The sequence below is a fragment of the Bradyrhizobium sp. BRP19 genome (assembly GCF_020194195.1).
Classification (GTDB): Bacteria; Pseudomonadota; Alphaproteobacteria; order Rhizobiales; family Xanthobacteraceae; genus Bradyrhizobium; species Bradyrhizobium yuanmingense.
Map to the genome: position 1 here is coordinate 781,557 of NZ_JADYVZ010000002.1, position 13,328 is coordinate 794,884.

The window sequence follows — 13,328 nt, forward strand, 5'->3', positions numbered from 1 at the left end:
AAGCGGGGATCGACATGATTGCACCACGCGACAAACTCGGACGTCCCGTCGTCGTCGTCACCGGCATGGGCATCATGACCTCGCTCGGCGCCGGCAAATCCGACAATTGGGCAAAGCTCGTCGCCGGCGAATCCGGTATCCGCACCATCACGCGTTTTCCGATCGACGGCCTCAAGACCACGATGGCCGGCACGGTCGATTTCGTCAGCGCCGATCCGTTCTCTTCCACCGCTCTGTCCGAGCGGATGGCCGAGCTGGTGACGCAGGAAGCGCTGGAGCAAGCCGGCATCGGCGCCAAGGCCGATTTCCCGGGTCCGCTTTTCCTCGCGGTGGCGCCGGTCGAGGTTGAATGGCCGCAGCGTCGCGAGCTCGGTCGCGCCGTCGGCCAGCAAGACATCACCTATGACGATCTGCTCCGCATCTCCGGCGGCGGCAAGTTTAGCGCCTATCATCATCGCTTCATGTTCGGCTCGGTTGCCGCCTATCTTGCCGAGACCTTCGGCACCAAGGGCTCGCCGATCTCGCTGTCGACGGCGTGCGCGTCCGGAGCCACCTCGATCCAGCTCGGCGTCGAGGCGATCCGCCGCGGCGAGACGGACGCAGCGCTCTGCGTCGCGACGGACGGCACCGTGAACCCGGAAGCGCTGGTGCGCTTCTCGCTGCTCTCGGCGCTGTCGACCCAGAACGATCCGCCGCAGGCGGCCTCCCGTCCCTTCTCCAAGAACCGTGACGGTTTTGTCATGGCGGAAGGCGCCGGCGCGCTGGTGTTGGAGAGCTACGAGGCCGCCACCGCGCGCGGCGCAAAAATTCTCGGCGTGATCGCCGGCTGCGGCGAGCTCACCGATTCCTTCCACCGCACCCGCTCCTCGCCCGACGGCAAGCCGATCATCGGCTGCATGAACAAGACGCTGGCCGATGCCGGCATGACGCCGGATCAGATCGACCACATCAACGCGCACGGCACCGCGACGCCCGAGAACGACAAGATGGAGTTCAACACGACGTCGGCCGTGTTCGGCGAGCTCGCGCAGAAGATTCCGGTCACCTCCAACAAGTCGATGGTCGGCCATACCATCTCGGCCGCCGGCGCGGTCGAGGCGATCTTCTCGCTGCTCACGCTCGAGCATCAGCGCATTCCGCCGACCATCAACTACGACAATCCGGATCCCACGATCCTGTTCGACGTCGTCGGCAACAAGGCGCGCGATGCGCGCGTGACCGCGGTGATGTCGAACTCATTCGGCTTCGGCGGCCAGAACGCTTCGCTGATCCTGACCCGCGAACCGGCCTGACCGGACGCATGGCGCTGCTTCCTGCGAGCACGAAGGCCCGCGCGCGGGAGGCTGCCAAATCGCTCGGCGGCAGCCTGATCGGCGCCGCGACCGTCGCGATGCTGCGCACCACGCGCTATTTCGATCCGGCCAAGACCTCGGACTTCTTCGCGCGTGCCGTCAAGCTGATCGGGCCGCGCCTGCGCGAGCACCGCATCGGCCGCGCCAACCTCACCGCCGCCTTCCCCGAGAAGTCACCGGAGGAGATCGAACGGATCCTGATGGGCGTCTGGGACAATCTCGGCCGCGTCGGCGCCGAGTTCGCCCATATCGACCAGGTCTGGGACTACGCCCGCGATGTCCCCGAGAAGAGTCGCATCGAGATTTCCCCGCGCAGCATCGAGCTGTTCGACCAGATCCGCGACGACGGCAAGCCGGCGCTGATCTTCGCCGCACATCTTGCCAACTGGGAATTGCCGGCGCTCGCCGCGGTCGCGCATGGCCTGGACACCGCGATTCTCTATCGCCGCCCGAACATCGCCTCGGCCGATCGCATCATCCAGGAGATGCGCCAGGTCAACATGGGCACGCTGATCCCGGCCGGCCGCGACGCGCCGCTGCGGCTCGCGCAGGCGCTGAAGGACGGCAAGCACGTCGCCATGCTGATCGACCAGTATCTGACAGCCGGCGTCGAGGTCACGTTCTTCGGCCGCAAGACCCGCGCCAATCCGATGCTGGCGCGCCTCTTGCGCCAGGTCGAATGCCCAATCCACGGCGTGCGCATCATCCGCCTGCCCGACGGCCGCTTCCGCGGCGAGCTGACCGAGGAGATCCCGCCGGTGCGCGATGCCGACGGCAGGATCGACATCCAGGGCACCACGCAGGCGATCACGAGCGTGGTGGAAAGCTGGGTACGAGAACATCCCGAGCAGTGGCTGTGGCTGCATAGAAGGTGGCGGTAGAAGTCCCGTTGTCGTCATTCGGGGGCGATGCGAAAGCATCGAACCTGCGCGCCATCCCGGAATGACGGCAAGCCTCAGCGCCCCGTCTTCACCTTCGTCCAGAGCCGGTTGATGATCCGTTGCGTGGCCGGCTCGCGCGCCGTGATCACGAACAGTTTTGCGAGCGTCGCTTCGTCCGGATAGATGTTCTTGTCGTTCAGGATTTTTGGATCCACCAGCTTCTGGCTGGCGAGGTTGCCGCTGGCGTAGGACAGGAAGTCCGAGTTCTTGGCGGCAACGTCCGGGCGATAGAGATAGTTGATCAGCTCGTAGGCTTCCCTAACATTCTTGGCATCCGCGGGGATCGCGAGATTGTCGAAGAACATCTGCGCGCCCTCCTTCGGAATGGTGTAGCCGATCTCGACGCCGCTTTTGGCTTCCGCGGCGCGGGCGCGGGCCTGCATGATGTCACCGGACCAGCCGACGACGAAGCAGATCTCGCCGGTGGCGAGCGCGCTTAGATATTCGGACGAGTGAAACTTGCGTACGGAGGGGCGGACTTTCGCCACGGCATCGGCGGCCTTTTCCAGGTCCGCCTGCTTGGTCGAGTTCGGATCGAGCCCGAGCCAGCTCAGCGCCGCCGGGAAGATGTCGTCGGCGGAGTCGAGCATGTGGACGCCGCAGTCCTTGAACTTGGCGAGGTTCTCCGGCTTGAAGACGATGTCCCAGCTGTCGATCTTCGCATCAACCCCAAGGATCTGCTTCACCTTGGCGACGTTGTAGCCGATGCCCGTCGTTCCCCACATGTAGTTGGCGGCGTAGACATTGCCGGGATCGTAGGTGGCGAGGCGCTGCGTCACCACCGGCCAGGCATTGGCGAGGTTCGGGAGCTTCGACTTGTCGAGCTTCTGGAAGATGTTGGCCTTGATCTGGCGCTGCAGGAAATAAGCGGTAGGCACCACGACGTCATAACCGGACTTGCCGGCCATCAGGCGCGTCTCCAGCGTCTCGTTGGCGTCGAAGGTATCGTAGACGACCTTGATGCCGGTCTCCTTAGTGAAGGCCTCAAGGACATCAGGCGCCATGTAGTTGGACCAGTTGTAGAAGTTGACGACCCGCTCCTCGGCGCCTGCGGGAGCGGAGAGCAACGTCAGTGCCGCAGCGATCGCGAAACCAAGCCTGGGGCAGCCGACGTTCGTCATCTCGATCTACCTCTTGCGTCCACGCACCGCATCCGACAGCCGCTCCAGCGCGGTGTCGAGCGTCTGGTCCTTCTTGGCAAAGCAGAAGCGCACCACCGAGGTCACGGGGTCCTGCTCGTAGAACGCCGAGACCGGGATCGCCGCGACCTTATAGTCCTTCACGATGCGCCAGCAGAACTCGGTGTCGCTCTCGTTGAGCCCGAGCGGCGACAGGTCCACGGTGAGGAAATAGGTGCCTTGCGACTTCAGCACGGGGAAGCCGAGGCTCTCCAGCCCCTTGGTCAGGCGGTCCCTGCTCCGCGTCAGGTCCTTGCGCATGGATAGGAAGTAGTCGTCGGACTTGCCGAGTCCATAGGCGACGGCGGCCTGCAGGTTCGGCGCGGTGGTGAAGGTCAGGAACTGGTGCACCTTGGCCGCGACGCGGAGCAGCGGTGGCGCCGCGCAGACGAAGCCGATCTTCCAGCCCGTCAGCGAGAAGATCTTGCCGGCCGAGCCGACCTTGATGGTGCGCTCGCGCATGCCGGGAATGGTGATCAGCGGGATATGCTTGTGCTCGTCGAAGGTGACGTGCTCCCAGACCTCGTCGCAGATCGCGATGACGTCAAACTCCTGGCAGTAACGCGCGAGCAGCTCGAGGTCCTCGCGCGGATAGACGACCGCGCTGGGATTCAGGGGATTATTGAACAGCACCGCCTTGGTCTTTGAATTGAACACGCTTTTCAGCATGTCCTCATTCAGCCGCCAGTACGGCGGCTCGAGCCGGACCAGGCGCGGAATGCCGCCGGCCTGGCGGATGATCGGCAAGTAAGAATCATAGACCGGCTGGAAGCAAACCACCTCGTCGCCGGGCTGGATTACCGCGAAGATCGCCGAGGTCAGTGCCTCGGTGCCGCCGGAGGTCACCATCACCTCGCTCATCGGATCGAGCTTGAGACCGTGCCAATGGCCGTAATGGGTCGCGATCGCCTGGCGCAGCTCCGGCAGGCCCATCATCGAGGGGTACTGGTTGTAGCCGTTCAGCGAGGCCTCGGCCGCGGCGCGACGGATGTCCTCGGGGCCGGGATCATCCGGAAAGCCCTGGCCGAGATTGATCGCATTGTTGTCGCGCGCGGCCTGCGACATCGCCTCGAAGATGGTGACGGGAAGGTCGGCGAAGACCTTGTTCAGCGAAGAGCTCTTGGTCGTCATTGCGCGGTTAGCCACCGACCTTGCTGGGAAGCCCGGCCGCCTTCCAGCCCAGCATGCCGCCGGCCAGATGCTTGTCGTAAGGCAGGCCTGCCGCCTGCGCCGCCAGCGAGGCCGTCACCGAGCGCTTGCCCGAGCGGCAGGCGAACACGACCTCCTTGCCGGCGGGATCGGGGATCGCCTTCGGATCGAAGGTCGAGAGCGGAACCACGACGCCGTAAGGGTAAGCCTCGGCCTCGACCTCGTTTGGCTCACGGACGTCGACGAGCAGATAACGCCCTTCCGCGACACCCTTGGCGACCTCGTCCGGGGTCAGATCCTGCACTTGATTTGCCACATCATCCTCCAACGTCGCGGGCCGCGTACCGGGGCGATCCCGGCCGGCGGCAACCTCGCCTCTCGGGAGACGAAAATCAAGCGCCACAAAGGCTTGAGCCGCGCGGCGCAAGTTAAAGCTAAATCGCAGCGACTTGAAGTCCGCTTTGAATCCCAAGGCCTAGATCGTCTGCCCTAGATCGTCACCTGCGTGCCGACCTCGACCACACGGCCGGACGGGATCTGGAAATAGTCGGTGGCGTCGTTGGCGGAGCGGCTGAGCGAGATGAACAGCCGGTCCTGCCAGCGCGGCATGCCGGAATGGGCGGCGGGCTTGAGCGCCCTGCGCGACAGGAAGAACGAGGTCGACATGATGTCGAACTGCCAGCCCAGCTTGCGGGCGATCGCGAGCGCCTTCGGCACGTTGGGCGATTCCATGAAGCCGAACTTCAGCGTCACCTTGGAGAAGGTCGGTGAAATCTGCTCCAGCTTCACCCGTTCGGCCGGATCGATCCGCGGGGTTTGCGCGGTCTCAATGGTGAGAATGACGTTCTTCTCGTGCAGCACCTTGTAGTGTTTCAGACTATGCATCAGCGCGGTCGGCGCGCTGAGCGGGTCCGAGGTCAGGAACACCGCAGTGCCAGGCACCCGCTGCGGCGGCCGCTTCTCCAGCATCGCCACGAGATCGGCGAGCGGAAACTCGAGCTTGCGCGACTTTTCAAACAGCAGCCGGCTGCCGCGCCGCCACGTGTACATCAGGATGATCATGAGCGCGCCGAGCGCCAGTGGCACCCAGCCGCCCTCGAACACCTTCAACAGGTTCGCGCTCAGGAAGGTCAGATCGAGGAACAGGAACGGCGCAATCAGCGCGCCGGCAGCAAGCGCTGACCAGCGCCAGCCCTTCCAGACCACGACGAAGCCCATCATCGCCGTGACCACCATGGTACCGGTGACGGAGATGCCGTAGGCGGATGCGAGCGCGCTCGACGAGCGGAACAGCAGCACCAGCAGCACCACCGCGACCAGCAGCAGCTGGTTGATGCGCGGAATGAAGATCTGGCCGGAATGGGCTTCCGACGTATGGCGAATTTCAAAGCGCGGCAGCAGCCCGAGCTGGATCGCCTGACGCGTCAGCGAATAGGCGCCGGTGATGACGGCCTGGCTCGCGATGACGGTCGCCATGGTGGCGAGCACGACCATGCAGCCTCGGACGAAGCCTTGCGGGAACAGCTGAAAGAACGGGCTCACGATCGCGCCGGGGTCGCCGAGCACCAGCGCGCCCTGCCCCAGATAGTTCAGCGCCAGCGAGGGCAGCACGATGGTAAGCCAGGCGGTCTGGATCGGCCGCTTGCCGAAATGGCCGAGATCGGCATAGAGCGCCTCGGCGCCGGTCACCGCCAGGAACACCGCGCCCAGCGTCACGAAGCCGACGATGCTATGGTGCAGCATGAAGTTCACGGCGTAGAGCGGGTTGAGCGCAAGCAGCACCTGCGGCTGCTGGGCGATCTGAGGGATCGCCGCCACCGCCAGAACCGTGAACCAGACGCACATGATCGGGCCGAACAAGGCGGCAACGCGCGCCGTGCCGCGGGACTGCACGGCGAACAGGCCGACCAGGATCACAACCGTCAGCGGAACGATGTAGGGCTCGAACCTTAGCGTGACGTCCTTCATGCCCTCGACCGCCGACAGCACGGAGAGCGCCGGCGTGATCACGGCATCGCCGTAGAACAAAGCTCCGGAAATGATGCCGAGCAGGACGATGGTGGCCCCGCCGCGGCCGGTGCCAACCGCCCGCTGGGCCAGCGCCATCAGTGCAAGCGTGCCGCCCTCGCCGTTGTTGTCGGCGCGGAGCAGGATCACGACGTATTTGAGCGTCACCACCACGATGAGCGCCCACAGGATCAGGGAGAGCACGCCGAGGACCGCTGCCGGCGTCGGCAACCCGTCCGCGCCCGAGGCCGCCATCACCGCCTCGCGGAACGCGTAGAGCGGGCTGGTGCCGATGTCGCCGTAAACGACGCCGATGCTGCCGAGCGTCAGCGCGCCGAAACCGGCGGTGGTATGGGCATCGCCATGCCCATTTGCCGCCACCGTTTCCGGGGCGGGAACTGCTACGTCGCTTGTCATGGGAGAGCCCGATGGCCTCTAAAATGCTTCACTGCACAACGGCGGAAGAGCGCGCGGCTTATAGTCCTGCGCCACCGGCATGGCCTAGCCCGATTCCGGGCCATAGCCATGCAAATCTGCATGGCTACGCCAGTTGCATTCTAGATAGTGACCTGGGTTCCGACTTCGACCACGCGGCCGGTGGGGATCTGGAAGTAGTCGGTGGCATCGTTGGCCGACCGGCTCAGCGCGATGAACACATGATCCTGCCAGAGCGGCATGCCCGACTGTGCCGAGGCCTTCAGTGACCTGCGCGACACGAAGAACGACGTCGACATGATGTCGAACTGCCAACCCTGCTTGCGCGCGATGGCGAGCGCCTTCGGCACGTTCGGCTGCTCCATGAAACCGAAGCGCAAGCGGACCTTGGAGAACTTTTCGCTGATCTTCTCCATCCTGAACCGCTCCGACAGATCGACCCGAGGCGTCTGCGCGGTCTCGATGGTCAGAATCACGTTGTGCTCATGCAGCACCTTGTTGTGCTTGAGATTGTGCAGGAGCGCGGTCGGCACGAACGCCGGATCGCTGGTCAGGAACACCGCGGTGCCCTTGACGATGTGCGGTGGCCGCTTCTCCAAACTGCGGATCAGATCGTCCAATGGCACCTCGATCCGGCGGGTCTTCTGGATCAGGATTGCGGAGCCCTTGCGCCAGGTCCAGATCGTCCCGGCCATGACGATGCCGAACAGCAGCGGCACCCAGGCACCTTCGAGCAGCTTGAGCAGGTTGGCGCTGAGGAAGCTCAAATCGACGATGACGAAGGGGACGATCACGGCTGCGGCCGTCGCGGCGCGCCAGTTCCACAACTTCCAGATCACGACGAAGCCCATGATGCCGTCGGCGACCATGGTGGTGGAGACGGCAATACCGTAGGCGGAAGCCAGATTGCTGGGGGTGTGGAACAGCAGCACCAGCAGCATCACGCCGATCAGCAGCAGGCGGTTGACGCGCGGCAGATAGATCTGGCCGGCATGGGATTCGGAGGTGTAACGCACCTCAAAACGCGGCAGGAGCCCGAGTTGCACGGCCTGGTGGACCAGCGAATAGGCGCCGGTGATCACCGCCTGGCTCGCGATCACGGTTGCGGCCGTCGCGAGTCCGACCAGCGGCAGGACCAGGCTCTCGGGCACCATGCGATAAAACGAATGCTCGATCGCGCTGGGATCGGACAGCACCAGCGCACCCTGCCCGAAATAGTTGACTAGAAGCGCCGGCAGCACGAAAAACATCCAGGCCGACTGGATCGGCTTGCGGCCGAAATGGCCGAGATCGGCATAAAGCGCCTCTCCGCCCGTCACCGCCAGGAACACCGCGCCGAGCGTCACGAGGCCGATCACACCGTGCGACAGCACGAACTGCACCGCATAGTACGGATTGATCGCCGCCAGCACCGTGGGATCGTCGGCGATGTGGACAGCCCCCATCACGGCGATGACGGTGAACCAGACCACCATCACCGGCCCGAAGGCCGAGGCGACCAATGCGGTTCCCTTGCTCTGCACGGCGAACAGCAGCACCAGAATGAGCACGGTGAGCGGCACGACATAGTGCTCGAGCGCGGGGGTCGCGAGCTTGAGGCCCTGCACCGCCGAGAGCACCGAGATCGCCGGCGTGATCATGGAATCGCCGATGAACATCGAAGCGCCGATCACGCCGAGCGCGAGCAGGACCCAGCTTCGCCGCCCGAGCGCGCGCTGGCCGAGCGCCATCAGCGAGAGCGTGCCGCCCTCCCCGTTATTGTCGGCGCGCAGCAGCAAGAGGACATATTTGGCGGTGACGACGATCAGGAGCGCCCACAGGATCAGCGAGAGCACGCCGAGCACGATGACGCGCGAGACGGGCTCGCCATGGGCGGCGGCCTTGACCGCCTCGTGGAATGCATAGAGCGGCGAAGTGCCGATATCGCCAAAGACGACGCCGACACTCCCGAGCGTAAGGGCCCAAAAACTTGCGGTGGGCCGCCCGTCCTGGGTCTCGGCCTGTGTGATGCTCGCCGTCATGAAGGTGGAGAACGCTTCGTTCCTGAAATTGATCCGGCGCCTTTTGACGCTTCCGGTGCACCTGTCAATCGGCGCACCATCATAGCAGGCGCCGAGCCGGATGCTGTGACGCCACAGCCACGCTCATCGCCCGCGCGACGACATGCCTCAGGTAAGATGGTAGCGCAAGGGGGTTACGGCCTCAGATTCGGCGGCAGCGGCGGATCTTCGCGCATCAAGGTGATGGTCACCCGCCGGTTGGCTGCCAGTGAGGGATCGTCCGGAAACAGCGGCTGGGTATCGGCCTTGCCGGAGACGGCGAAGATGTGCGACGGCGGCAGGCCCTGGCGCTCGAGGATCTGGCGCACGGCGTTGGCGCGATCGGCCGACAGATCGAAGGCGCCATAGTCGCTGCGGGTCGGCACGAACCCCGCCGCGGTGTGGCCGGCGATGGAGACGCGGAGCGGCGTCGCCTTGAGCGGGATCGCGAGCTTCTCGACCAGGCGGCGGGTGCGGTCATAGGGCACCTTGGAGCCGTCGGCGAACATCGAGCGGCCGTCCTGGTCGACGATCTCGAGGTTCAGGCCCTGCTTGGTCTCCTCGAACATGATGTGCTTGGACATCTCGGTCAGTTCCGGCATGTCCTGCAACGCCTGGCGCAGCGAGGCTGCGGCCAGCGCGAAATTGCGGTCGACCTTGATCTTCGCGCCGGAGGTCTTTTCGCGGTCTTCCTGATCTGGCGTCGGCGTGTTGGAGGCATCTTCCGGCTGGATGTGGTCGACGTTCTTGAGCCGCGGGCGCGTCGGCAGGCCGTCGGATTCGACGATGCCGGAGTAGCGCGCCTCGGTCTGCACGCCGAACGCCTCGCGCATCGAGCCCGCGACGATCTTCAGCTTGTTGGCGTCTTGCGTGGAGAACGCGACCAGCATCACGAAAAACGCCAGCAGCAGCGCCATCAGGTCGGCGAAGGTCACGAACCAGCCGTGGCCGCCACCGTGAGCATTGCCGCGCTTCTTCTTGGCCATCTCTCAAAATCCAGGCGGCGGCCTCAAGCCGGCACCGGCTCGCCTTCGGTGTGACGATGCTTCTCCGGCAGATAGGCCAGCAGCATTTCGCGCACCAGGGTCGGGCTCTTGGAGTCGCGGATCATCAGGATGCCGTCGATGATCAAGGTGCGGTTGGTCTCTTCGTCCAGCAGCTTGCCGTGCAGCTTGTCCGCGATCGGCAAGCAGATCAGGTTGGCGACAACGGCGCCGTACAGGGTCGCCAGCAGCGCGGTGGCCATGAACGGGCCGAGCTTGGAGGGATCCGACATGTTGGAGAACATCTGCACCATGCCAAGCAGCGTGCCGATCATGCCGAACGCCGGGGCGCAGTCGCCGACGGCGCGGTAGATCTTGCTGCCTTCGTCGAGGTGCATCAGGAAGTTGTCCCGGTCGCGCTCCAGATTGTCGCGAATGAAATCGAGGTCGTAGCCGTCGGCAACATAGCGAATGCCCTTCGCGAGGAAGGGCTCGTCGGTCTCGACCTTTTCGAGTCCGACCGGGCCCTGCTTGCGGGCGATTTCCGCGATGCGGGCGAGCTCGTCGACAAGGTCGTGAGCCGACAGGCGGCTCAGGGTGAAAGCAAACTTCGCGCCCAGCGGCACGCCGTGGATCATCGCGGACAAAGGAAAGCGGATCATCGTCGCTGCGAACGAGCCGCCGAAGATGACGATGACGGCGTGGATGTCGTAGAACATCCCGAACGTACCGCCCATCAGGATCAGCGACGACACAACAATGGCGCCTGCGACGAGGCCGACAAGTGTTGCGATATCCATGATCGACTCCAACGCCTACGCAACAACGGCCGTCCTGGCCGCTGGCGCGGCTCAACCCCGAACCGCATCGCAGACCCTAGAGCGCCGCCCTTAAAGGCGCGTAAAGGTTAAGTCTCGACGATGTGCCGCCTGCCGCCGCAATTTGTCCCGGTTGCCGTCCAGCGATAGGAATTTCAACCCTTCGCTAACCATAAGCAGGCGCCCACCACGTCACGTCGGCTGCGGCCCTCCGCCACATCGTGGACGGGGATCAGTTGGTGTCTGCTAGCGTTGCGACAGGGCCAATCGCGGAGCCAGCGCGATGTTGATGCTATTCGGTCTACTCACGGCGCTGCCCGCGGCGCTGGCGTTCCACCTGCTCGAGCCGGAACTCGTGCTTCCGGCGTTCAGCGTGCTGCTCTTTATCGAGGCCGCCTTCGCCGTGCTCGCGGCGCGGTTGATGCGCAGCGCCAACAGCGCAGACGATATCACCCTCTGGGACCTTGCCGGCGGCTTCACCCTGATCGGATGCGCCGCCGCCGTGCTCGGAGAACCGGATCAAGTCGCCCTGCTTCTGACCGAGCAAGGCGGCATTCGGCCGTCGTCCGGGCCGTAGATTGCCCTAAAGCGCGATGCGATTAGGATCAACCGTCATCGCGCTTTAGGTTATTGTTTGAGCATGATCTTTTCGGAAAACCGCTACACGCTTTTCCGGATCATGCTCCAGCAGCCGTCAATGGATCTCCGCAGAGCGCTTCAACGCGGCCTTGAGCTTCTCGAGCGAGAAGTCGGGACTGCGGGCGATCTCCAGGATCGGCGTCTCGCGGCGGCCGCACAGTTCGGCGGCCTCCGGCAGCTTTGCGGCAAGGTCAAGCGGGATCACGATGGCGCCATGCCGGTCGGCGTGGATGAGGTCGTCCGACTTTACGGTCATGCCGGCGACGCGCACCTCGCCGCCAAAGCTTTCCGCGTGCACCCAGGCGTGCGACGGGCCGATCGAGCCGGCTAGCGCCTGGAACCCGGGCGCCCATTGCGGGATGTCGCGGATCGAGCCGTCGGTGATGACGCCGAGGCAGCCGAGCGCCTTGTGCACGTTGCTCTGTACCTCGCCCCAGAACGCGCCATAGCCGACGTCGGGTCCGTCGATGTCCTGGATCACCGAGATGCGCGGGCCATGGCCGGTGCCGACATATTCGTAATATGCGATTCGGCGCCTGGACTGCTCCTCGGCCGGAAGCGATGATTTCAGAACCGAGCGGATCGTCACCGTGCGGGCATAGCCGACGATCGGCGGCAGGTCGGGAAACGGACAGACCAGCTGCTTGGTGGTGTAGCCGATCAGCCGCCGCTCGGGCGCCACGATCTCCATGGCGTTGCAGATCGTCGGCGTATCGTAACGGCCCAGCGCTTCGAGGACGGAAGCGGGCAGCGGCCCGGTCGCGGAATTGGTCACGGCGTTCTCTCCCAGGTTGGCGGCGATTGATTGCGCGATGCCGCCGGCACAAGGGCGATATAGCCGAGATCGGACCTCGACCCAACTCAGGCAGGCTTCATGGCAGATATCCGCGAGGAGCGTTTTAGTGCAGTCGTCCGGGCCGATCGTCGTCTTGCGGCGGCTCCGACAAATTCGCCAGCGTCGGCGCCGAGGGCGGTGACGGGACCTCGCCTCCCGCCGGCGCGGTGGCTTCCATCGCGCGCGCCTGGTCGCGATAGGATTTGTAGCCGAGCGGCAGCGCGAGGAGGTACAGCACCGTGCCGATCGACAGCACGTGCCAGGGATAGGCGATCAGGAGCGCGATGAAGACGATCACGGCGACGAAGGCCGGCAGCACCAGCTCGGGCGGCACGCGCATCCGCTTGGTCTTGCCGGAGAACACGGGCAGGCGCGACACCATCAGAAACGCGATCAGAAGCGTGTAGGCCGCGGTCACCGCCGCAGGTGTGCGCCCGACGTCGAGGAACGCGACATAGATCGGCAGCAGCACGGTGATCGCGCCGGCGGGCGCCGGCACGCCGGTGAAGAAATTGGCGGCGAAAGCCGGCTTGTTCGGATCGTCCATGGTGGCATTGAAGCGCGCAAGCCGCAGGCCGCCGGAGATCGCGAACACCATGGCGGCGATCCAGCCGGCATTGCCGAGCTCATGCAGCTGCCAGAAATACAGCATCAGGCCGGGCGCCACGCCGAAATTGACGAAGTCGGCGAGACTGTCGAGCTCGGCGCCGAACTTCGACTGCCCCTTGATCATGCGCGCGATGCGGCCATCGATGCCGTCGAGCGCGGCGGCGAACACGATGGCATAGACCGCGAGCGTCATCCGTCCTTCGATCGACAGGCGGATCGAGGTCAGGCCGGCGCAGATCGCCAGCAGCGTGATGACGTTGGGCACCAGCATCCGCACCGGGATCGGTCGGAACCGCCGGCGGCGGACGTCGGGATCCTTGAAATCGTAAGGCGTCATGGCTCG

At 64.8% G+C, this 13,328-nt stretch carries 12 protein-coding genes; 3 read left to right on the forward strand and 9 right to left on the reverse strand.

Features of this window, described 5'->3' with window-relative positions; translation table 11 throughout:
* Positions 1 to 14 precede the first annotated feature (14 nt).
* Together I6F36_RS09575 and I6F36_RS09580 are read left to right on the forward strand one after the other, a co-directional pair.
* Positions 15 to 1,292 carry a beta-ketoacyl-ACP synthase gene (locus I6F36_RS09575; RefSeq protein WP_036022315.1) on the forward strand — a complete coding sequence of 426 codons (1,278 nt, stop codon included), beginning with the start codon at positions 15 to 17 and terminating at the stop codon, positions 1,290 to 1,292.
* Positions 1,293 to 1,300: 8 nt separating this feature from the next.
* Positions 1,301 to 2,233, forward strand: a complete 933-nt coding sequence (locus tag I6F36_RS09580) for a lipid A biosynthesis lauroyl acyltransferase (protein ID WP_036034424.1) — start codon at positions 1,301 to 1,303, stop codon at positions 2,231 to 2,233.
* Between the two features lie 74 nt (positions 2,234 to 2,307).
* On the opposite strand, the gene I6F36_RS09585 is transcribed toward I6F36_RS09580, so the two are convergent.
* The 7 genes from I6F36_RS09585 to I6F36_RS09615 all read right to left on the reverse strand — a co-directional run bounded on the left by I6F36_RS09585 (position 2,308) and on the right by I6F36_RS09615 (position 10,884).
* Positions 2,308 to 3,414: a polyamine ABC transporter substrate-binding protein gene (locus I6F36_RS09585; RefSeq protein WP_225112804.1), complete on the reverse strand. Its 1,107-nt coding sequence runs from the start codon at positions 3,412 to 3,414 to the stop codon at positions 2,308 to 2,310.
* 6 nt (positions 3,415 to 3,420) lie between these two features.
* Positions 3,421 to 4,602, reverse strand: coding sequence for an aminotransferase (locus I6F36_RS09590; RefSeq protein ID WP_225171339.1), 1,182 nt, complete (start codon positions 4,600 to 4,602; stop codon positions 3,421 to 3,423).
* 7 nt (positions 4,603 to 4,609) lie between these two features.
* The gene (locus I6F36_RS09595) at positions 4,610 to 4,936 is read right to left on the reverse strand and encodes a rhodanese-like domain-containing protein (RefSeq protein ID WP_025035596.1); all 327 of its coding nucleotides are present in this window, start codon (positions 4,934 to 4,936) and stop codon (positions 4,610 to 4,612) included.
* 173 nt (positions 4,937 to 5,109) lie between these two features.
* Positions 5,110 to 7,044: a potassium transporter Kup gene (locus tag I6F36_RS09600; RefSeq protein ID WP_225171340.1), complete on the reverse strand. Its 1,935-nt coding sequence runs from the start codon at positions 7,042 to 7,044 to the stop codon at positions 5,110 to 5,112.
* Between the two features lie 140 nt (positions 7,045 to 7,184).
* Positions 7,185 to 9,083: a potassium transporter Kup gene (locus I6F36_RS09605; protein ID WP_036001442.1), complete on the reverse strand. Its 1,899-nt coding sequence runs from the start codon at positions 9,081 to 9,083 to the stop codon at positions 7,185 to 7,187.
* 173 nt (positions 9,084 to 9,256) lie between these two features.
* Positions 9,257 to 10,087 (reverse strand): flagellar motor protein MotB, encoded by an 831-nt coding sequence (locus I6F36_RS09610; protein WP_036001445.1) that lies wholly within the window; start codon positions 10,085 to 10,087, stop codon positions 9,257 to 9,259.
* Between the two features lie 23 nt (positions 10,088 to 10,110).
* Entirely contained in the window at positions 10,111 to 10,884 is a 774-nt protein-coding gene (locus tag I6F36_RS09615; protein ID WP_036001447.1) for a motility protein A, read from the reverse strand.
* Positions 10,885 to 11,185: 301 nt separating this feature from the next.
* On the opposite strand from I6F36_RS09615, the gene I6F36_RS09620 reads away from it, so the two are divergent.
* The gene (locus tag I6F36_RS09620) at positions 11,186 to 11,479 is read left to right on the forward strand and encodes a hypothetical protein (RefSeq protein WP_036001448.1); all 294 of its coding nucleotides are present in this window, start codon (positions 11,186 to 11,188) and stop codon (positions 11,477 to 11,479) included.
* 117 nt (positions 11,480 to 11,596) lie between these two features.
* Here the strand turns inward: I6F36_RS09620 and I6F36_RS09625 are convergent, their stop codons facing one another.
* Both I6F36_RS09625 and I6F36_RS09630 read right to left on the reverse strand, forming a co-directional pair.
* Positions 11,597 to 12,316, reverse strand: coding sequence for an RraA family protein (locus tag I6F36_RS09625; protein WP_036034447.1), 720 nt, complete (start codon positions 12,314 to 12,316; stop codon positions 11,597 to 11,599).
* Between the two features lie 124 nt (positions 12,317 to 12,440).
* A complete protein-coding gene (locus I6F36_RS09630) occupies positions 12,441 to 13,322 on the reverse strand; it encodes a phosphatidylcholine/phosphatidylserine synthase (RefSeq protein WP_036001453.1) in 882 nt (293 codons plus the stop codon).
* Between the last annotated feature and the right edge of the window lie 6 nt (positions 13,323 to 13,328).

What these genes read in the sequence shown, in the direction of transcription:
- I6F36_RS09575 (WP_036022315.1), top strand. Translation starts at nt 15, where the DNA reads ATGATTGCACCACGCGACAAACTCGGACGTCCCGTCGTCGTCGTCACC.
- I6F36_RS09580 (WP_036034424.1), top strand. Translation starts at nt 1,301, where the DNA reads ATGGCGCTGCTTCCTGCGAGCACGAAGGCCCGCGCGCGGGAGGCTGCC.
- I6F36_RS09585 (WP_225112804.1), bottom strand. Translation starts at nt 3,414, where the DNA reads ATGACGAACGTCGGCTGCCCCAGGCTTGGTTTCGCGATCGCTGCGGCA.
- I6F36_RS09590 (WP_225171339.1), bottom strand. Translation starts at nt 4,602, where the DNA reads ATGACGACCAAGAGCTCTTCGCTGAACAAGGTCTTCGCCGACCTTCCC.
- I6F36_RS09600 (WP_225171340.1), bottom strand. Translation starts at nt 7,044, where the DNA reads ATGACAAGCGACGTAGCAGTTCCCGCCCCGGAAACGGTGGCGGCAAAT.
- I6F36_RS09605 (WP_036001442.1), bottom strand. Translation starts at nt 9,083, where the DNA reads ATGACGGCGAGCATCACACAGGCCGAGACCCAGGACGGGCGGCCCACC.
- I6F36_RS09610 (WP_036001445.1), bottom strand. Translation starts at nt 10,087, where the DNA reads ATGGCCAAGAAGAAGCGCGGCAATGCTCACGGTGGCGGCCACGGCTGG.
- I6F36_RS09615 (WP_036001447.1), bottom strand. Translation starts at nt 10,884, where the DNA reads ATGGATATCGCAACACTTGTCGGCCTCGTCGCAGGCGCCATTGTTGTG.
- I6F36_RS09620 (WP_036001448.1), top strand. Translation starts at nt 11,186, where the DNA reads ATGTTGATGCTATTCGGTCTACTCACGGCGCTGCCCGCGGCGCTGGCG.
- I6F36_RS09630 (WP_036001453.1), bottom strand. Translation starts at nt 13,322, where the DNA reads ATGACGCCTTACGATTTCAAGGATCCCGACGTCCGCCGCCGGCGGTTC.